This window comes from Sphingobium lactosutens (genome assembly GCF_013393185.1).
In the GTDB taxonomy this organism is placed as follows: Bacteria; Pseudomonadota; Alphaproteobacteria; order Sphingomonadales; family Sphingomonadaceae; genus Sphingobium; species Sphingobium lactosutens_A.
In genome coordinates, this window is record NZ_QJQX01000052.1 from 17,231 (window position 1) to 35,266 (window position 18,036).

Consider the following 18,036-nt stretch of genomic DNA (forward strand, 5'->3'; position numbering starts at 1 on the left):
GCCACAGTCAGTCTGGACGCGTCGCCTGACGAAGCGCGGCAACCAGTCCGCGGTCGGTCTCTCGCCGACCAGCGGTTTCGAACCCAAGTTCAAGCAAGCGGCCGCTCGCAGGGGCGGCAGGCAGGCTGCAGGAGGCATGAACCGATCCGATCCCCGTAGCCGCCAGGATGACGGGGGCATTATCGGCCGTTATGCCGCCACCGGCCAGAATCTCGACACGTCCGCCTGCGCGCTCCTGCATGGCGGCAATTCGCTCGATCCCATCGATCGCTTTTGCGGCCCCTCCGGATGTCAGAATAGTCGATACGCCCAGCGCAATGGCGGCATCCACGGCGTCGACGGGGTCGGGCAGCAGATCGACCACGCGATGGAGGGTGATGGCCATGCCTCTGGCGTGGGCGGCAAGCCGTTCGAGCAACATCAGGTCGAGATCACCTGACAGGCTGGTGGCGCCGATGACGATGCCCTCAAGGCCAGCGTTGCGAACTGCGTCTATATCTCGCAGCATCGCGTCGCATTCGGCCGGATCGAAACGAAAATGACCTGAACGTGGTCGGATCATAGCGCGGACAGGAATGGGCGCCTGTGCCGCGAGAGCCATCAGTCCGGCCGACGGGGTGAGCCCGCCCAGCGCCAATGCCGAGCAAAGCTCGATCCGATCGGCGCCCCCTTCCAGTGCGGCGGCCAGTCCCGCGGCTGTGTCGATGCAGACTTCCACCAATATCATCGTGCGGCCTCGACCTGTTTGATCCGGCTGCCCCAGATGCCGAAAAAGAGAATGTAGCAATAGGCCGGCGCCATGATGAGCAGAAAGACCAGCTGAAAATCCATGTGCTGCTTCAACATCGCGAACAGTTGAGGCAGGACTGCGCCGCCACAAATCGCCATGATGAGGATCGCCGAACCGGTTTCGGTGTGCCGGCCAAGCTGGCGGATCGCCAGCGGAAAGATCGCCGGCCACATCATCGCATTGGCAAAGCCAAGCGCTGCGATGCATCCGACAGAAAGATAGCCGCTGGATAGATAGGAGCAGATCACGAGCACCACGCCCAGTGCCGCCGACAGCGCCAGATAGCGTTCCTGAGATACGAAGCGCGGGATAAGAACCAGGCCGACCAGATAGCCCAGCAGCATTCCTGCCAGAGTGAAGGAGGTGTAGAAGGCCGTTTCCTCGATCGGAAGGCCCAGGCTCTGGCCGTAGGGACCGATGGCGTCGCCTGCCATCACTTCGACGCCGACATAGAGGAAGAGGCACAGCGCGCCAAACCAGAGGTGTGGGAAGGCGAGCAGACCCGCGCCTTTGTCCCCCCGCTCGACGCTAGCCTCCTCTGGCTGGATATCGGGCAAGGGCGATCGCAGGACGAATAGGCCCAGCAGCGCCAATATTCCAGCCATACCCATATAGGGCCAGTGGATATTAGCGGCGAATGCGTCCAGCAGCGCTTCGCGCGCTATGCTATCGGGCGCCGCCCTGATCTGTGCATCCAATTCACCCACGCCATGCAGCACCAGAGTGCCGATCACGATCGGCGCCAATATTCCGGCCAGCTTATTGCAGATTCCCATGACGGCGATGCGCTGGGCCGCGCTTTCGATCGGCCCCACGATCGAGATATAGGGATTGGCCGCGGTCTGTAGAATGGCAAGGCCCGCGCCGATGACGAACAGTCCCGCGAGCGCGCCCGGAAAGATCCGCATCGTCGCCATCTGGCCGAACAGCACGGCGCCCAGCGCCATGATGAAAAGGCCGAGCGTCATGCCCCTCTTCATGCCTGTCCGCCGCAAGACCATCGCCGAAGGCAGGGCGAGGAAAAAATAAGACATGTAGAAAACCATCGGCACCATGAAGGCCGAGACATCATCCAGCGTGAAAGCGAATTTCACGAAGGTGATCAACGGGCCATTCAGCCAGGTCACAAAGCCAAAAATAAAGAACATCACACCGATGATGCCGGTGGTTGCGAGCGCACTGGCTCTACTTTCTCCGGCATTTTCAATGACTCGCGAGACCATTTTTCGCCCTTTGCTGTGCGACGCGCGCTGAATGTCGCGGTCGCGCGCACCCACCACGGTACACACCAATGGCCCGAAATTGGCGAGAGGAACCGATTTTGTCAAACTATGTTGCGTATCTTTGACTATTTTTTGAACTAAGTATTGCGTCATGGTTTCGAATCTGATTTTAATCGGTTCCAGCGAAGGAAGAGGTTCCATGCTGACCGAAATGCACGCCCATATATTGCGCCTTATCAATCAGTCGGGTCCGCTGAGCCGGATGGAGCTGGTGCGGCAGCTTGGCGTCAGTAAGGCGACGATGTCCGCACTGGCGGCCGATCTGATCGATCGCGGCATGTTGACCGAAGGCGAAGTCGTTTATGGTGCGGGCCGTCCGTCGGTCAGGCTGGAACTGGCTGCATCTTCTGCTTTCTTCATTGGTGTTTCGCTGGCCTCCGCCCCGTTCATCGTTCGTCTGACCGACCTGCATGGCAGCATCGTCGGCGAGGCCATGATGGATGCGGATACGCGGGCGGAGCAGGTTGCCGCAGCGGTCGCCCGCGCGGTGGATGACATTCTTGCGGTTGCAGGCATTGATCGCGAGCGGCTGGCAGGGATCGGCATTGCTATTCCGGGTCTGGTAGATGCGAACACGGGAACCTGCATCCGTTCGACGCTGCTCAGCTGGCGCGATGTAGCGATCGGCCCGTTGATCGCCGATGCTACCGGCCTTCCGACCTTTGTCGAAAACGACGCCAATGCGCTTGCTCTCGGCGAACATCTGTTCGGCAGCCTGCGCGGCAGCGACGCTTGCGCCGTAATCTCGGTAGGCGACGGCATCGGCTGCGGCCTGATCGTCAACGGCGAACTGCATCGCGGTGCGCGCGGCGGCGCAGGTGAAATCGCGCACTCGACGATCGAACTCAATGGATTGCCCTGCAAATGCGGCAAGCGCGGCTGTCTCGACACGCTCGCATCCGCCAAGAGCATCGCCAATTTCGCGCGCGAGGCCGACTTGCCGGGTGATCTCGCCGCGCTCGACGAGGCCGCCGACCATGGCAATCAGGATGCCATCGCCATCCTGCATCGGGCTGGCGCGGCGCTTGGCCTTTCGGTGTCGCAACTGATCCAGACGATGGATCCTGCGCGCATCGTCATCGCATTCTCGGATGGGCCGCTCGATGGCCCTTATGCCCGCGTCATTCGCCAGACCATCGAGGCGAATGTCATGTCCAGCGAGGCCCGCCAGATCGATGTCGCGATGATGCGACTGGGGCGGGAAGCCTGGGCTGTCGGCGCCGCCAGCGTGGCGGCGGGGCGAGGTTTGTTCCGGCTCTGACCAAATTTCACACGTCAGAAGTCGTGCCGAAGCCGAGATGACGAAGAGCATCCGGGCGGCAGCAGGAAGCTGTGTCGCATCTAATAGCAAAGGGGTTATTATGACGTTGAATCCTCGAGTGTCCCGTTTTCTCATGGCAACGGCGCTGGGGGCCATGGCGGTCGGCCAGGCCTTTGCCCAGGACGCGGATATCGATCCCCGTCCGCAGAACGAACGATTCAACGGCACGTCTGACCAGGGTTCGCAGGATATCGTCGTGACCGGCCGGAGTGCATCCGCCAACGGCGTGACCAACACGACGCCTGGCGGCGGCCTGATGGCGGTGCAGACCGGCACGAAGCTGCGCAGCACCATCACCCGCGACTATATCGACAAGCTGACCGGCACGACGACCGCCTTCGCCGCGATCAAGAGCCTGCCGGGCGTCGTCGTGGGATCGGGCGATCCCTTTGGCGGCAACGTCAACCTGTCGATCCGTGGCCTCAGCCAGACCTCGCTCGGCTTCAACTTCGAAGGCATGCCGATCGGCGACCAGCTGTCCTACAGCGCCTTCCCCGGCGAATGGGCGGATACGGAAAATGTCGGCCTCATCAACCTGACCCGCGGGTCGACCGACATCACCGCGCCGGTCTACAACTCGGTCGGCGCCCTGCTTCAGGAAGAGCTGAAGGCGCCCTCGCAGAATGCCGGCGGCTATGCCTCCTTCGCCTTCGGCAACCATGACCTCAACCGTCAGTTCCTGCGTCTGGAAACTGGCGAGATCGGCGACACCGGCATTCGCGGCTTCATTTCGGGATCGCGCACCTACAACAAGAGCTGGCGCGGTCCGGGCCGCACCGAGCGCCACCATATCGACAGCAAGTTCGTGAAGGACTGGGGCGAGGACAGCTTCGTGTCGCTGGTCGCCACTTATAATGAAGAAAAGTCCGACCGTTCGCGCAACCCCACCATGGCGCAGTGGAAGGCGTCAGGCCGCGACTTCAATTTCGACGAAGACTATACGCCGGGCAACGCCAACTATTATCGTCTGCGTGTCGCCGACCGCCAGAGCCTCTATGTCAGCGCCCCGTCGAACATCCGCCTGACCGAGAACCTCCAGCTATCGGTCACGCCCTATTATCTCTACACGCACGGCATCATCAACGGCGCCAGCAATCTGAACCTCGTCACCGCCTATCAGGGCAGCGTGCCGGCCGGCCCGCTTCAGGCGCCGGGGGCCACCCCCGGTGCGACCACGGCGACGGTGATGAACGTCGACCGCTACGACCAGAATACCTATGGCCAGAACAGCTATCTGAAGTGGGACATGGGTTCGAGCCAGATTCGCGTGGGTTACTGGTATTCGCACTTCGTCCATGACGAGCTGGCCGCGTTCCAGGTGGCCGACGCCAATGGCAATGTCACCGATCCCTATGGGGATCGCGGCTCGGTGCTGACCGCCAATGGCGAGGTGCTGCGTAACTTCGCGGCGATCATCAAGCAGGACGTCAACGGCGTCTATGCCGACATCACGTCGAAGCTGATGGACGACAAACTGTTGCTGAACCTCGGCTTCAAATATGTCTGGGTCGATCGTGAAGCCACCAGCCCGCTGGTCGGCACGGCGATGAACATGAGCAGCCTCAGCCGCAAGCCGCTGCCGCAGGCGTCGATCCGCTACAGCTTCGACGATAGGAACCAGGTGTTCGCGGACGTTACCACCGCATTCCGTGCACCTTCGGCAGTGTCGTCCTACGTCAACATATACAATCTGACGACCGGCCAGCCGTCGAGCACGCCGTCGGGCAACTACAAGCCCGAATATTCGATCGGTGAGGAAATCGGCTTCCGTCACCATGGCGATGTCGTCCACTTCACCATCGCGGCGTTCAATTACGACCTGAGCGATCGCCTGGTGCAGGGTAGCCAGATCGTCAACGGCACCAGCGTCGGCTTCGCCGTCAATGTGGGCGACCAGCGCGCCCGCGGTATCGAGTTCGAAATCGGGATGGTGCCCTATCATGGCTTCAGCCCCTATTTCTCGGCCCAATATCTGGATGCCAAGACGAAGGACGACTATCCGGTGCGCGGCGAATATCTGCCGACCGCGGGCAAGCGTGCGGTTCTCAGCCCCGAATTCATCGCGTCGGGCGGCATCAGCTATGACAATGGCCACTTCTTCGCGTCGGTTGAAGGCAATTATGTCGGCAAGCAATATTCGACGTTCATGAACGACGAGATCCTGCCGTCCTTCGCCACCGGCAACGCGACGATCGGCTATCGCTTCGACACGATCGGCTTCATTAAGAAGCCGCAGATGCAGTTCAACCTCACCAACTTCACCGACAAGAAATATCTGTCGGGCATGCAGGGCGTGACGTCCAATGCGCTGGCGACCACCAGCCGGACCGGAACGACCGTCGCAGGCTCGGCACCGACCTACCTCATCGGTGGCGGAATCGGCGCGACCTTCTCCATAAGCGCCGCGTTCTGATGGGAAGCCGCTGTCGGTTGCTGCACGGCTGACAGCGGCTTTTCTCCTTCGGGTCGCGCACATAAACTGACGCCGCAAAGGCGCAGCTTCTGAAATTCTCCATCAGTCGAAAAGGCTATTTCGTCATGGAACGTCGTACTTTTCTCAAATCCGCTTCGGCCATCGCGTTCGCCAGCTTCGCCATCGACGCGTTGGGCGCAAAGGGCCTGATCCCCGCCTTCGCCAAGACCCCGCGCATCGCCATCGGCGGCATCGCGTCGGAATGCAGCACCTACAGTCGCATCCGTGCCAAGCTGCCGGACATTCGCGTGCTGCGGGGCGACGATATCCTTGAGAGCGACCAGTTCAGCTTCCTCAAGCGCTACGACGTTCCTTTCCTGCCGACGCTGGTGGCCAACGCGGGATCGGGCGGCCCGATGGACCGTCAGGCCTATGAAACGCTGAAGGCCGAGTATCTGGAACGGCTGAAGGCGCTGATGCCGCTCGACGGCGTCTATTGCGCGATGCACGGCGCGTTGTTCGTGGAAGGCATGCAGGATGCCGAAGGCGACTGGTATGAAGCCACCCGCAAGCTGGTCGGCCCGGACTGCCTGATTTCCGCCAGCTACGACCTGCACGGCAATATCAGCCAGCGCATCGTCGACAATCTCGACTGCATCACCGCCTATCGCACCGCGCCCCATGTCGACCGCGTCGAAAACACGATGCGCGCCACCGACATGCTGACCCACTGCCTGCGCTACGGCATCCGCCCCTATATCAGTTGGGCGACCATTCCCGTCCTGCTGGCGGGCGAGCAGAGCAGCACCGAATGGCAGCCGGGCCGCCGCCTCTGGTCGGACCTCAGCGAATATAACCGTCAGCCCGGCATCCTGGATGTGTCGCAGTTGGTCGGCTATGTCTGGGCGGACGAGCCGCGCTCGGCCGCGTCCGTCGTCGTCACCGGCATTGCGCCCGTCACCCAGGCGCAGATCGCCACCGAACTGGCCCAGCGCTACTGGGATGCGCGCCGCGACTTCCAGTTCGGCAGCCCGACCGGCACGATCGAGGAAACCATTGCCCAGGCGATGACCTCCAAGACCCATCCGGTGGTCATCTCGGATTCCGGCGACAATCCGGGCGGCGGCGGCAATGCCGACCAATCGACTTTCCTCCAGGCGCTGCTGAAGGCGGGCGCGAAGGACGTGTTGCTGGGCGGCATGACCGATCGGCCCGCGACCGACGCCTGCTACAAGGCGGGCGTGGGTGCGACCATCCCGCTCTCTATCGGCGGCTCGCTCGATCCGATCCAGAGCCAGCCGGTCAAGGTCAACGCCACGGTCAAATATCTCGCCAAGGTGGGCAAGCCCGAAGATGGCGAAGCGGTAGTCGAATTCAACGGCATCACCGCGACCCTGTCGGCTCGCCGCCGCGCCTATCATGCGGCAGAAGCCTTCCAGGTGCTGGGCCTTGAACCCACGGCGTTCAAGATCGTCGTACTGAAATGCGGTTATCTCAATCCCACGATGAAGCCGCTGGCCAATCCGCATCTGATGGCGCTGTCGCCCGGCGCGATCGATCAGGACATTCCGAACATCGAGAACAGGAACCGCGTGCCCAGCTTCCCTTGGGTGGATGATCTGACCTACACGCCCAAGCCCTATCTGTCGAAGCGCGCGGCGCTGTCCAAGTCCAAGATATGATTGCAGGACATGCGCCTTCCCCTTGGGGTGGGCGCATGTCATCGACGGTGTCGGTTTCGCCGTTCTGCACGTTGACCGTGCCGAACGGCACAGGCTTTTGCCTCCCACGCGCAGCCTTGTGCGTCTATCCTGCCGGACCCAACAGATGGCAGGAGCAGGATGCAGGATATAGTCCAGACCCGTTCGGGCGCGGTGCGCGGCGAGACCAAAGGCGTGGTCACGCGCTTCCTCGGCATTCCCTATGCGGCGGCGCCGGTCGGGGCGCTGCGCTTCGCCTTGCCCCGGTCGCCCGATCCGTGGACGGACGTGCGCGACGCCCTGACGCCCGGTCCCAATGCGCCGCAGAAAGTGCGCGCGATACCCGGTCTCGATGTGGCGCCGCTGGTGGGGACGGGGTGGCAGGCAGGTGATGCGTTTCTGACCCTCAATATCTGGAAGCCGGCTGGCGCACAGACAGGCCTGCCGGTGATGGTCTTCATCCATGGCGGCGGCTTCGTGCTGGGCAGCAAGGATGCGGCGGTGCAGGACGGCAGCGCCTTTGCGCGGGACGGCGTGCTGCTGGTATCGATCAACTATCGGCTGGGGGTGGAGGGTTTCCTGCCAGTTCCCGGCATTCCGACCAATCTGGGGCTGCGCGACCAGATTTTCGCGCTGTACTGGGTGCGGGACAATATCGCAGCCTTTGGCGGCGATCCGGGCAATGTCACCGTCTTCGGCGAGTCCGCGGGCGGCATGTCGGTGGCGAACCTGATTGCGTCACCGCTGGCCAAGGGGGTGTTCCGGCGGGCGATCGTGGAAAGCGGCCATGGCGCGATGACGCGCGATATCGGCGTGGCGCAGCGGCTGGTCAGGAAGCTGGCGGGGTTGTTGAAGATCACCCCCGACGCGGCCGGATTCCGATCGGTCGAACCGGGCGACATGCTGGCGGCGGTGGAGAAGGTCAGTCTGCCGACCACCCGGCTGGACCTGCGCGATGCGGACGGGCGCGAGCCGGTGTTCGGCATCAGCCGCTTCATTCCAGTCCATGGCGACGATGTGCTGCCGGTCAAACCGCTGGAGGCTCTGAATCAGGGCGCGGGGACGGAGATCGACCTGCTGATCGGGACCAATGCGCAGGAGATGAACCTCTATTTCGTGCCGACCGGGGTCAGGGAGAAGATCGGGCGGCTGCTGGCCACTTATGTCGTGCACAAATGCCAGCCCCAGGCGCGGAAAATACTGCGTGCCTATGGCATGGGGGCGTCTGGGGTGAAGCCCGGCCATGCCTTTACCGATGCCCTGCATGATCTGGTGTTCCGCTGGCCGGCGCGCCGCTTTGCCGAAGAGCATCGCGGGCGGACGCACATGTATGAGTTCGAGTGGCAGTCTCCGATCTTCGATGGTCTGGGGGCCGCTCATGGCATGGAACTGCCCTTCGTGTTCGATACGCTGGCGAGCGTGACCGGTCCGCAGGGATTGTGCGGCGAGGCGCCGCCGCAGGAACTGGCCGACCGGGTGCATGGCGTCTGGGTCGATTTTGCAAAGGATGGGCGCCTGCCATGGCCGGAGTTCAGGCGTGAGGACCGGCAGGTCTATCAACTGGCGCAGGGCGCGGCGGTCCATGAACCGCCCATGGCCGCTGCGCCCTTCCTCCCCTGAATGACTGGCATCATGTATCTGCAACGGTTGAAACTGGATGGGCGGCGCGCGCTCGTGACCGGCGGGGCGAGCGGGATCGGGCTGGCCTGCGTCGAGGCGCTGGCGGAGATGGGTGCGGCGGTGGTGATCGCCGATCTCAAGGCCGAGGCGATCGAGGCGGCGGTCGCGGCGATGGCGGACAGGGGCTTCGCCTGCGAGGGCGTGGTCATGGATGTGACCGACAGCGCGCGCGTCTCACAGGTTGCGGACCGGCTGGGCGCGATCGACATATTGGTGAACAATGCCGGCATCGCCCGCAGCGAGACGGCGGCGGAGACGGTGGCGGACGAGCATTGGCTCAATGTGATCGACGTGAACCTGAACGGCGCCTTCTGGTGCGCCCGCGCCTTTGGTCGGCATATGCTGGCGGCGGGGAAGGGGGCGATCGTCAATGTCGGGTCGATGAGCGGCTTCATCGTCAACCGGCCGCAGGGGCAATGCTATTATAATGCGTCGAAGGCGGCGGTGCACCAGCTGACCAAGAGCCTGGCGGCTGAATGGGCCGATCGGGGCGTCAGGGTCAATGCGGTCGCGCCGACCTATATTCGCACGCCGCTGAACGAGTTCGCCGACAAGGAAGGTGCGATGTACCGGCGCTGGATCGATTCCACGCCGATGGCGCGGCTGGGCGAGGTGGAGGAAGTGGCGTCGGTTGTCGCCTTCCTGGCATCGGACGCGGCGAGCCTGATGACCGGGAGCATCGTGCTGGCCGATGGCGGTTATAGCTGCTGGTAAACCGACAGCGAAATGGACAATCGCCGGGCCATATTTTCGGACATCGTTATATATTCTATAATTATCAATATGTTATAGATGAATTGATTGCTGATGTCGCCGATTTGGTAATTTTATCCGGGTTCAATTATATGCCGATCGGCGCAGGGATTGCGCCGATCGGCACAGTCGATATCTCTCGCCAAACCTATCTGAAAGCTATACCTATCAGATAGGCCCGAAGCGAACCTCCCGACAGAATGAAGGGGACGCCGGGAGGAGAGGAACCATGCACCATAAGGCTTTGCTTCTTGCCGGCGTCGCGCTCGCCGCATCCATTCCCGCCATCGCCCCTGCCACCGCCCAGGCGCAGCAGGCGCCAGCGGCTTCGGCGGTGAACGACAGCGAGATCGTCGTCACCGCCCGCAAACGCGAGGAGACGCTGCTCGACGTGCCGGTGGCCGTGACCGCCGTCAGCGGCGACACGCTGGCCCGCCGCAACATCAATTCGGTGCGCGAAGCCGCCGTGCTGACCCCCGGCCTCAACATCAGCAGCGATGGCGCGGGCCGCGCCTTCGTATCGATCCGCGGCGTCGGCGTGACGCTGGTGCAGACGGTGCAGCCGGGCGTCGGCCTGTTCATCGACGGCATCTATCGGCCCAACACCGCCTATCTCAATAATCCGCTGCTGGACGTCGAGCGGATCGAGGTGCTGCGCGGGCCGCAGGGCACGCTCTACGGCAAGAATACGCTGGGCGGCGCGATCAACGTCATTACCCGCCAGCCGGGCAATGATTTCGAGGCGCGCGGGCAGGCAAGCTATGCCGGGCCGGACGATAGCTGGCTGGTGTCCGGTTCGGTGTCCGCGCCGATCGTGCAGGACAGGCTGGCGATCCGCGTCGGCGCGTCGCACCGCCAGCAGGACGGCTTCATCAAGAATGTGGTCGCGGGCGGCAACAGCAACAGCTTCAACACGGACTCGGTCAGCGGCACGCTGCGCTTCACGCCGGGCAATGACGTGGTGGTCGCGGTCAACGGCTATTATGACCGGGTGAAAGGCCATAACACGCCCTATGCCCGTGTCACCGGTCCGACCGACTATCAACGCACCAACCAGTTCAATACGACCGGCACGACCTTCTACAAATATAAGGGCGTCAATGGCCGGATCGAGCTGCCGGTCGACGCGATCGATACGAAGGTCACGCTGCTGGCGGCCTATGATGCGCGCGACACGCGCTCGCCCAATTCGGATGGCGATTTCGGGCCGCTCGATGCGGTGCGGCTGAGCGGGACGGACCAGTCGCGCACCAAGACGGTGGAACTGCGCTTCGACACGACGCTGAGCGATACGCTGTCCACGCTGGTCGGTCTGTTCTACAGCCGCGAGACGTTCGAGGCGGACGCGCTGACCAACATCCTGATCCTCAATCGGTCGGTGCGGCAGACCGACCGACGCACCGGCGACACCTATGCCGCGTTCGGCACGGTGTTCTGGAAGCCCAGCCCGGACTGGGAAGTGGCGCTGGGCCTGCGCTACGACCATGAGGATCGCAAGGCGACCGGCACGATCGCGGGCAATGTGATCCCGCCCGCGCGGATCAAGTCGAACGAGGTCGAGCCGCGCCTGTCCATCACCCGCCACTGGAACCCGCAACTGATGAGCTATGCCTCGGTCGCGCGCGGCTATCGCGGCGGTGGTTTCAACGCGCCCAACGCGCCGCTGCGCACCTATCAGGGGGATAGCGCCTGGACCTACGAGATCGGGACCAAATATGGTTCGTCCGCCTTTTCCCTGTCGGGCGATATCTTCTACAGCGATTACAAACATTATATCGGCCTGAATTCGATTGCGCCTGCGGTGCCGGCGGGGCTGGTCACGGTCGACCTCAATGCGGGGACGGTCGAAAGCTATGGCGCGGAACTGGAGGCGGTGGTCCGCCCGACCAGCCAATGGTCGCTGTCCGGCGGCCTGACCTACATGCACGCCCGGCTGACCGACACGAGCGAATATACGTCCGTGACCGGCCGCACCCTGTCGAGCGATCACCTGACCTTCCAGCCCGACTGGATGTATAATATCAGCAGCGACTATGTCGTGCCGCTGGGCGACAACAAGCTGACCTTCAACGCCAGCCTGAACGGCAAGGGGCGCCGCCTCGCCGCGACGCTCAATCAGACGACGCCGACTTTCCTGAAGGGCTATGCGGTGGTCAACGGCTCCATCACCTTTGCGACGGCGGGCGGGATCGAACTGGCGGTGTTCGGGCAGAACCTGTTCAACAAGAAATATTATGAAAGCTATATCGAGAAGACGACGCTGCAACTGGCGGGCCTGCCGGCATCGGACCTGGGCATCATAGGCGATTTGCGCCGCTACGGCGTCCGCGCCAGCTTCCGGTTCTGACGGCCATGAGCGTGCCTTCCCCCCAGCCGCGCAAGCCCTTGCCAGAGGGCTTTCTCGACCAGCTTGGCGCGGTCTTCGGCGACCGCATGGCGACGGGCGAGGCGGTCCGCAGCCAGCATGGCCAGAGCGAAACCCATTTCGAACCGGTCCTGCCCGACGTGGTGGTCTTTGCCCATTCGACAGAGGAAGTGGTCGAACTGGTCCGGCTCTGCGTCGCGGCCGAGGTGCCGGTCATTCCCTATGGCGCGGGCACGTCGATCGAGGGCAATACTTTGCCGGTGCAGGGTGGCGTTACGGTCGATCTCAGCCAGATGAACGCTATCGTCGAGGTGAATGTCGAGGATTTCGACTGCACCGTCCAGGCCGGCGTCCGGCGCGAGCAACTGAACGAATATCTGCGCGACCAGGGGCTGTTCTTCCCGATCGATCCGGGGGCGAACGCCACGATCGGCGGCATGGCGTCGACCCGCGCATCGGGCACCAATGCAGTGCGATATGGCACGATGCGCGAAGCGATATTGTCGCTGCGCGTCGTAACCCCGGACGGGCGGGACATCCGCACCGCGCGGCGGGCGCGCAAGTCGGCGGCGGGGTATGACCTGACCCGGCTGATGATCGGCAGCGAGGGGACGCTGGGCATCATCACCGAGATCACCCTGCGGCTGCACGCCATTCCGGAGGCCATTTCCTCCGCCGTGTGCAGTTTCGACACGTTGCAGGGCGCGGTCGACACGGTGGTGCAGTCGATCCAGATCGGCGTGCCGCTGGCGCGCGTCGAGATATTGGACGATCACCAGATGCGCGCGGTCAACCGCTGGTCGAAGCTGGACTATCCCGAACGCAACACGCTGTTCTTCGAATTTCATGGATCGCCATCCTATGTGGAGGAGCAGGTCCGTACCGTGGAAGATATCGCCGCCATGAACGGCGGCGGCGAATTTCGCTGGTCCAACTTGCCCGAGGAGCGATCGAAACTCTGGAAGGCGCGGCACGAGGCCTATTATGCCGCGGTCAACATGCGGCCCGGCGCGGTCGGATGGGCCACCGATGTATGCGTGCCGATCAGCCGGCTGGCGCAGTGCATCTCGGAAACACGCGCGGAGCTGGACGGGGCGAGCTTGCCCGCGACGATCCTTGGCCATGTCGGAGACGGCAATTTCCATGTCATCTTCTCCATGGACCCGAACAGTGCCGCAGAAATGGCGGAGGTGGAGGCGCTCAACGAGCGGCTGGTGCAGCGCGCCCTGGCGATGGACGGCACCTGTACCGGAGAGCATGGCATCGGCCTTGGCAAGCAGCATTGCCTGGTCGAGGAACTGGGCGACGCCGTCGACCTGATGCGCGTCATCAAGCGGGCGGTGGACCCGAAGAATCTGTTCAATCCGGGCAAGATTTTCGCCGTTTAGCCGGGGGGCTAAACTGTCCGGTCGCGTCGGTTCCCCTGGCGCGGCCGGGCATCTTTGGGAGGGGCGGCCGCCAATGCCCGCCTCTCCCCACTACCGCGCTCAAGAAGGTTTCATCCTGATGGCCACCGTCACCTTTCCCGCTACGCCTGCCCGACGGGCATCCTTCCTGCATGTCCTGCCCGGTCTGCTGATCCTGGCGCTGACCATGGCGGCGGGCTTCACCATGATGGGATCGTTCAGCATGGTGCAGGAAGGCGCAAAGGCGGAAATGGGCTTGAGCGACTTTCATCTTTCGCTGGTGCAGGGCGTGGCCGCAGCGGTGCCGCTGGTGCTGTTTTCCATCCCGATCGGCATCATGGTCGACCGGATGCGGCGCCTGCGCCTGTTCATCGGGCTGGCGATCGTCTGGACCGTGGGCACCTTCCTGACCGCGACGGCGCAGAATGTCCCGATGCTCTTCCTGGCGCGAATGCTGGCCGGGGTGGGCACCACCGGCGCGCTGACCGCCGCGCTGTCGCTGGCCGCCGACATGTGCGCGCCGCAGCAGCGGGGCCGGGCGTTGTTGATCGTGACGCTGGGCAAGTCGCTGGGACAGGCCGGCGCCTTTGCGCTGGCGGGCTGGCTGCTCAGCCTGTTCCTGCACGGCGCGACACAGCATATGTTCGGCAATGTCGCCCCCTGGCGCGCCACCCATTTTGCGCTGGCGGCCGTCAGCGCCGCACTGGTCCTGCCGATGCTGATGTTGCGCGAACCCGCGCGGCATGAGGTGGAGGCAGGCATCCATGCGCCCTGGCGGGTCGTGCTGGCGGAACTCTGGTCGCGGCGCGCCTTCCTGGGGCCGCTGTTCCTGGGACAGGTGACGGTCGTGATGGCCGATGCGGCGGCGGCGATCTGGGCCTCTCCCGTCCTGTCGCGCAGCTACGGCCTTGCCCCGCCCGAATTTGCGGGGTGGATGGGAAGCCTGATCTTCCTGACCGGACTGGTGGGATCGGTGCTGGGTGGTTTCGCCGCGGATATGGGCCAGAAGAGCGGCAGGCGCGGCGGATTGCTGCTGGGCGCGGTGATCGCGGCAGGCCTTGGAATTCCCGCCGCGCTGTTTCCGGTGATGCCGGACATCGCCTCCTTCGCGGTGGCGCTGGGCGCGCTGATGCTCTGCGGCACGATCACCGGCCTTGTCACTTCGGTGGCGCTGACGGTGTTGTTGCCCAATGAATTGCGTGGCCTGTGCATCGGTGCGTTCATCGCCATCGCCGGGCTGGTCGGCTTCGGCATGGCCCCGACGCTGGTCACGGCGATCAGCGCGCTGCTGGGCGGGGAGGCGCATCTCGCCGAGGGGCTGGCGATCGTCGGCGTGGTGGTGAGCATCATTTCCTTCTTCGCTTTCCGGGTCGCGATGCGCCGCGCACCGGCCGGAGCGGTGTGACGCGGGCGGACATGCCGTTGGGGACTGGGATCGGAAATGGACCTATCGGATAGCTCTTGCCAAAAGCTATCGGATAGGTCACTCTTTCCGGCACAGGAGAGGATCAATGGATCGAATCGATATTTCGCCTGAGATGGTCGCTTTCGCCGGGAACGGCCAGGTAGGATCGCGCTGGGACGGCGCATTGGCCTACGCTTTTCTGCTGGGCTTCGGAGCGGTGGGGACCGCGGCGTCGGTCCGGCTGATCCACCGTCCATCGACAGGGGATCTCAACGCCGACCTCGGCGATCGGCTGATCCTGCTGGTCACGCCCGATGCCTGCGAACGGGTGGCTGGTGGTCCGCTGCCGCTGTCGTTCGACCGGGCCTATTATCTTCCGGCGCCGCTGCGCGCCATCGCGCTTGCGATCCGCGATTGCGGGCTGCACGAGGCCGCCGCCACGCCCTATCGCCTGGCCAAAAGCATCGAACTGCTCTGCGATATGCTGCGGACCGCCAACGAAGGCGGCTTCGTTCCGATCGGCCAGGACGCCTGTCTCTCGCGCGCGGACAGCGAAAGGCTGATCGCGGCCCGGCGCATGATCGAGGAACGCTGGGCGGAAAAGCTGACGCTCGACATGATCGCCCGCGCCTGCGGCCTCAACCGCGCCAAGCTGACGCGCGGGTATCGCGACATGTTCGACTGTTCGGTGGCCGACGCCATAGCGCAGGAACGGCTGGGCAAGGCTGGGGAGATGTTGCTGGCGACCGAATTGCCGATATCGTCCATCGGCTACAGATGCGGCTATCTCAACAACACCAGCTTCACCCGCGCATTCGTGCGCCGCTTCGGGGTCGCGCCCACCCACTATCGCGCCCATCGGCTGGCCGCATGACGACACGGTCCAACGAGGAGGGGGGATCGCTGGTCGATCGTGCGATCCAGGCGGTGCGCGATCATATCCGCGACCATGACCTCAAGGTCGGTGACAAGCTGCCCGGCGAAGGCACGTTCGCGACCGACCTGGGCGTCAGCCGCGCGGTGATGCGCGAAGCCTTCGGCGCGCTCGCCGCGCTGGGGCTGATCGATGTCGCCAACGGGCGTCGCGCGAAAGTCGGTGCGATCGACGGATCGGTGCTGGGCGCGTCGCTGGACCATGCCGTGTCGACCGAACAGATCAGCGTCGCCGAGGTGTGGGACGTGCGCAGGACCGTAGAGGTGCGCATCGCCATGCTCGCCGCCGAACGGCGCAGCGAGGCGCAGGCCCAGCAGATCATGGCCCTGGCCCAGGCGATGGCGGGCGCGGTTGACGACCTGGACTGCATCACCGCCAATGATATCGCATTCCATGAATCCATCGCCCAGGCCGCCGACAACAAGCTGTTCGTCCAGATCGTGCACAGCTTCGCGCCGCTGTTGCGGATGGCCGTGCCGCAGGCGTGGCGCACCCGCACGGCGGAGGAACAGCGCCAAACGATGCTCGACCGCCATCTCGACCTGGCGAAAGCGATCGCCAATGGCGATCCGGAGGCGGCCGGCGCGGCGATGGAAGCGCATTTCGATGCCTCCATCGGCCAGCAACTCCATGCCAGGGGCGGGGCGATGTGAATGGTGGATTTATGTGCCGCATATCAGCTGTCAGCCGATCGCCGCTTGCGGGCCAACATCGGGCAATCCGGCCGGAAGCGCGTTCGAGCTAATCCCTAAGGGCGCTCCTCAATTCCTCCTGGCCGCCCTAATTTCGGGTCGATGGATCGGCGGCGCAATCATGACGACAGGATTAGGGTAGCCTTCCCGTTTGCCGGTAGCCTGATCGGGGGCAGCCATTTTTCGTCGCTGGGACTGGTCAAGCATCTGGACGCATCCCGGTTCGACCCGTTCGTCATTGTCGATCGGATGGACAATCCGATCGCCGATCTTTTTCGCGATCTCGGCGTCCCGATGGCCGCCGCGCCGCGCCCGATCGCCCTGCACCACGGCAAGCATGTTTCGTTGAGGAACCTCGTCTCGTCCGGGCTGGCCGTTCCGATCCTGTCGAAATTCCTGCATAGGCACGGGATCGGCCTGGTCCATGTGAATGACGGGCGGACCGCCGCCATCTGGGCGTTGCCGGCGCGGCTCGCCGGGGCCAAGCTGGTCTGGCATCATCGCAGCGGGCCGGGCGCCTGGGGCCTGCGCTTCGCATCGCCGCTTCTGGCCAATGCGGTCATTTCGGTGTCGGATTTCGCACGCGGGCGGGTGGCGCGATCGGCGCATAAGAGCCATGTCATCCATAGCCCGTTCGACACGCAGATCAGGGTCGACCGGCGGCATATGCGCGATATGCTGCTGACGGAGATCAACCATGGGCCATCGACCAGGGTGGTGGGGTTCTTCGGCGCGATGATCGCGCGCAAGCGGCCGCTGCTTTTCGTGGAAGCGATCGCGGCGCTGCGTCGGCAGCATCCGGGCCTGCCGGTGGCCGGCGCGATCTTCGGCGAGGCCGTCGAGATCCCGGTGGAGGACGTGACCGCGCTGGCAGAACGACTGGGGGTGGCGGACGCCATCCATGTCATGGGATTCCGATCGCCGGGCGCCAACTGGATCGCGGCCTGCGACCTGCTCGCCATTCCTGCGGTCGAGGAACCGTTCGGCCGTACTCTTGTCGAGGCGATGATCGTGGGGACGCCCGTCGTGGCGAGCCGATCGGGCGGAAATGCCGATGCGCTGGAAGGCGGCCGGCTGGGGCGTCTGGTGCAGGTCGATGATGCAGATGCGCTTGCCGCCGGCATGGCGGAGGCCCTGACATGTGCGGATGTCACGGACGAGATGATCGTCGCAGCGCGCGCCGCGGTGCATGACCGGTTCGGCGAGCATCGGCATGCCGAACAGGTCATGTCCGTCTATCATGACCTGTTTCCGGCCGCACGTCCCCTGTCCCGGCCATTACGCACATGAGCCG

General features: G+C 63.9%; 13 protein-coding genes. 11 read left to right on the forward strand and 2 right to left on the reverse strand.

Going from position 1 to position 18,036, the window contains the following annotated elements; all coding sequences use genetic code 11:
- Positions 1–7: 7 nt before the first annotated feature.
- Both DM806_RS12170 and DM806_RS12175 read right to left on the reverse strand, forming a co-directional pair.
- A complete protein-coding gene (locus DM806_RS12170; RefSeq protein ID WP_179043465.1) occupies positions 8–727 on the reverse strand; it encodes a copper homeostasis protein CutC in 720 nt (239 codons plus the stop codon).
- Entirely contained in the window at positions 724–2,214 is a 1,491-nt protein-coding gene (locus DM806_RS12175) for a sugar MFS transporter (protein WP_306294761.1), read from the reverse strand. Before DM806_RS12175 ends, DM806_RS12170 begins: the two co-directional genes overlap by 4 nt.
- Here DM806_RS12175 and DM806_RS12180 point away from each other — a divergent pair.
- The 11 genes from DM806_RS12180 to DM806_RS12230 all read left to right on the forward strand — a co-directional run bounded on the left by DM806_RS12180 (position 2,213) and on the right by DM806_RS12230 (position 18,032).
- Positions 2,213–3,334 (forward strand): ROK family transcriptional regulator, encoded by a 1,122-nt coding sequence (locus DM806_RS12180; protein ID WP_179043467.1) that lies wholly within the window; start codon positions 2,213–2,215, stop codon positions 3,332–3,334. The genes DM806_RS12175 and DM806_RS12180 overlap by 2 nt on opposite strands.
- A 100-nt stretch (positions 3,335–3,434) precedes the next feature.
- Positions 3,435–5,807, forward strand: a complete 2,373-nt coding sequence (locus DM806_RS12185) for a TonB-dependent receptor (protein WP_179043468.1) — start codon at positions 3,435–3,437, stop codon at positions 5,805–5,807.
- Between the two features lie 125 nt (positions 5,808–5,932).
- Positions 5,933–7,489: a M81 family metallopeptidase gene (locus tag DM806_RS12190; RefSeq protein ID WP_179043469.1), complete on the forward strand. Its 1,557-nt coding sequence runs from the start codon at positions 5,933–5,935 to the stop codon at positions 7,487–7,489.
- Positions 7,490–7,648: 159 nt separating this feature from the next.
- Complete coding sequence (locus DM806_RS12195; RefSeq protein ID WP_179043470.1) at positions 7,649–9,127, forward strand: carboxylesterase/lipase family protein; 1,479 nt, start codon at positions 7,649–7,651, stop codon at positions 9,125–9,127.
- A 12-nt stretch (positions 9,128–9,139) separates the two neighbouring features.
- Positions 9,140–9,901 carry an SDR family NAD(P)-dependent oxidoreductase gene (locus DM806_RS12200; protein ID WP_179043471.1) on the forward strand — a complete coding sequence of 254 codons (762 nt, stop codon included), beginning with the start codon at positions 9,140–9,142 and terminating at the stop codon, positions 9,899–9,901.
- A gap of 268 nt (positions 9,902–10,169) precedes the next feature.
- Positions 10,170–12,287, forward strand: coding sequence for a TonB-dependent receptor (locus DM806_RS12205; protein ID WP_179043472.1), 2,118 nt, complete (start codon positions 10,170–10,172; stop codon positions 12,285–12,287).
- Between the two features lie 5 nt (positions 12,288–12,292).
- Complete coding sequence (locus tag DM806_RS12210) at positions 12,293–13,693, forward strand: FAD-linked oxidase C-terminal domain-containing protein (RefSeq protein ID WP_179043473.1); 1,401 nt, start codon at positions 12,293–12,295, stop codon at positions 13,691–13,693.
- Positions 13,694–13,811: 118 nt separating this feature from the next.
- The gene (locus DM806_RS12215; protein WP_179043474.1) at positions 13,812–15,116 is read left to right on the forward strand and encodes an MFS transporter; all 1,305 of its coding nucleotides are present in this window, start codon (positions 13,812–13,814) and stop codon (positions 15,114–15,116) included.
- 106 nt (positions 15,117–15,222) lie between these two features.
- A complete protein-coding gene (locus DM806_RS12220; protein ID WP_256869276.1) occupies positions 15,223–15,990 on the forward strand; it encodes a helix-turn-helix domain-containing protein in 768 nt (255 codons plus the stop codon).
- A complete protein-coding gene (locus DM806_RS12225; protein WP_179043475.1) occupies positions 15,987–16,703 on the forward strand; it encodes a FadR/GntR family transcriptional regulator in 717 nt (238 codons plus the stop codon). The genes DM806_RS12220 and DM806_RS12225 overlap by 4 nt, the downstream gene beginning before the upstream one ends.
- Positions 16,704–16,844: 141 nt before the next feature.
- Positions 16,845–18,032 (forward strand): glycosyltransferase family 4 protein, encoded by a 1,188-nt coding sequence (locus tag DM806_RS12230; protein ID WP_179043476.1) that lies wholly within the window; start codon positions 16,845–16,847, stop codon positions 18,030–18,032.
- The last annotated feature ends 4 nt before the right edge of the window (positions 18,033–18,036 follow it).

What these genes read in the sequence shown, in the direction of transcription:
- DM806_RS12170 (WP_179043465.1), bottom strand. Translation starts at nt 727, where the DNA reads ATGATATTGGTGGAAGTCTGCATCGACACAGCCGCGGGACTGGCCGCC.
- DM806_RS12180 (WP_179043467.1), top strand. Translation starts at nt 2,213, where the DNA reads ATGCTGACCGAAATGCACGCCCATATATTGCGCCTTATCAATCAGTCG.
- DM806_RS12175 (WP_306294761.1), bottom strand. Translation starts at nt 2,214, where the DNA reads ATGGAACCTCTTCCTTCGCTGGAACCGATTAAAATCAGATTCGAAACC.
- DM806_RS12185 (WP_179043468.1), top strand. Translation starts at nt 3,435, where the DNA reads ATGACGTTGAATCCTCGAGTGTCCCGTTTTCTCATGGCAACGGCGCTG.
- DM806_RS12190 (WP_179043469.1), top strand. Translation starts at nt 5,933, where the DNA reads ATGGAACGTCGTACTTTTCTCAAATCCGCTTCGGCCATCGCGTTCGCC.
- DM806_RS12195 (WP_179043470.1), top strand. Translation starts at nt 7,649, where the DNA reads ATGCAGGATATAGTCCAGACCCGTTCGGGCGCGGTGCGCGGCGAGACC.
- DM806_RS12200 (WP_179043471.1), top strand. Translation starts at nt 9,140, where the DNA reads ATGTATCTGCAACGGTTGAAACTGGATGGGCGGCGCGCGCTCGTGACC.
- DM806_RS12205 (WP_179043472.1), top strand. Translation starts at nt 10,170, where the DNA reads ATGCACCATAAGGCTTTGCTTCTTGCCGGCGTCGCGCTCGCCGCATCC.
- DM806_RS12210 (WP_179043473.1), top strand. Translation starts at nt 12,293, where the DNA reads ATGAGCGTGCCTTCCCCCCAGCCGCGCAAGCCCTTGCCAGAGGGCTTT.
- DM806_RS12215 (WP_179043474.1), top strand. Translation starts at nt 13,812, where the DNA reads ATGGCCACCGTCACCTTTCCCGCTACGCCTGCCCGACGGGCATCCTTC.
- DM806_RS12220 (WP_256869276.1), top strand. Translation starts at nt 15,223, where the DNA reads ATGGATCGAATCGATATTTCGCCTGAGATGGTCGCTTTCGCCGGGAAC.
- DM806_RS12225 (WP_179043475.1), top strand. Translation starts at nt 15,987, where the DNA reads ATGACGACACGGTCCAACGAGGAGGGGGGATCGCTGGTCGATCGTGCG.
- DM806_RS12230 (WP_179043476.1), top strand. Translation starts at nt 16,845, where the DNA reads ATGGATCGGCGGCGCAATCATGACGACAGGATTAGGGTAGCCTTCCCG.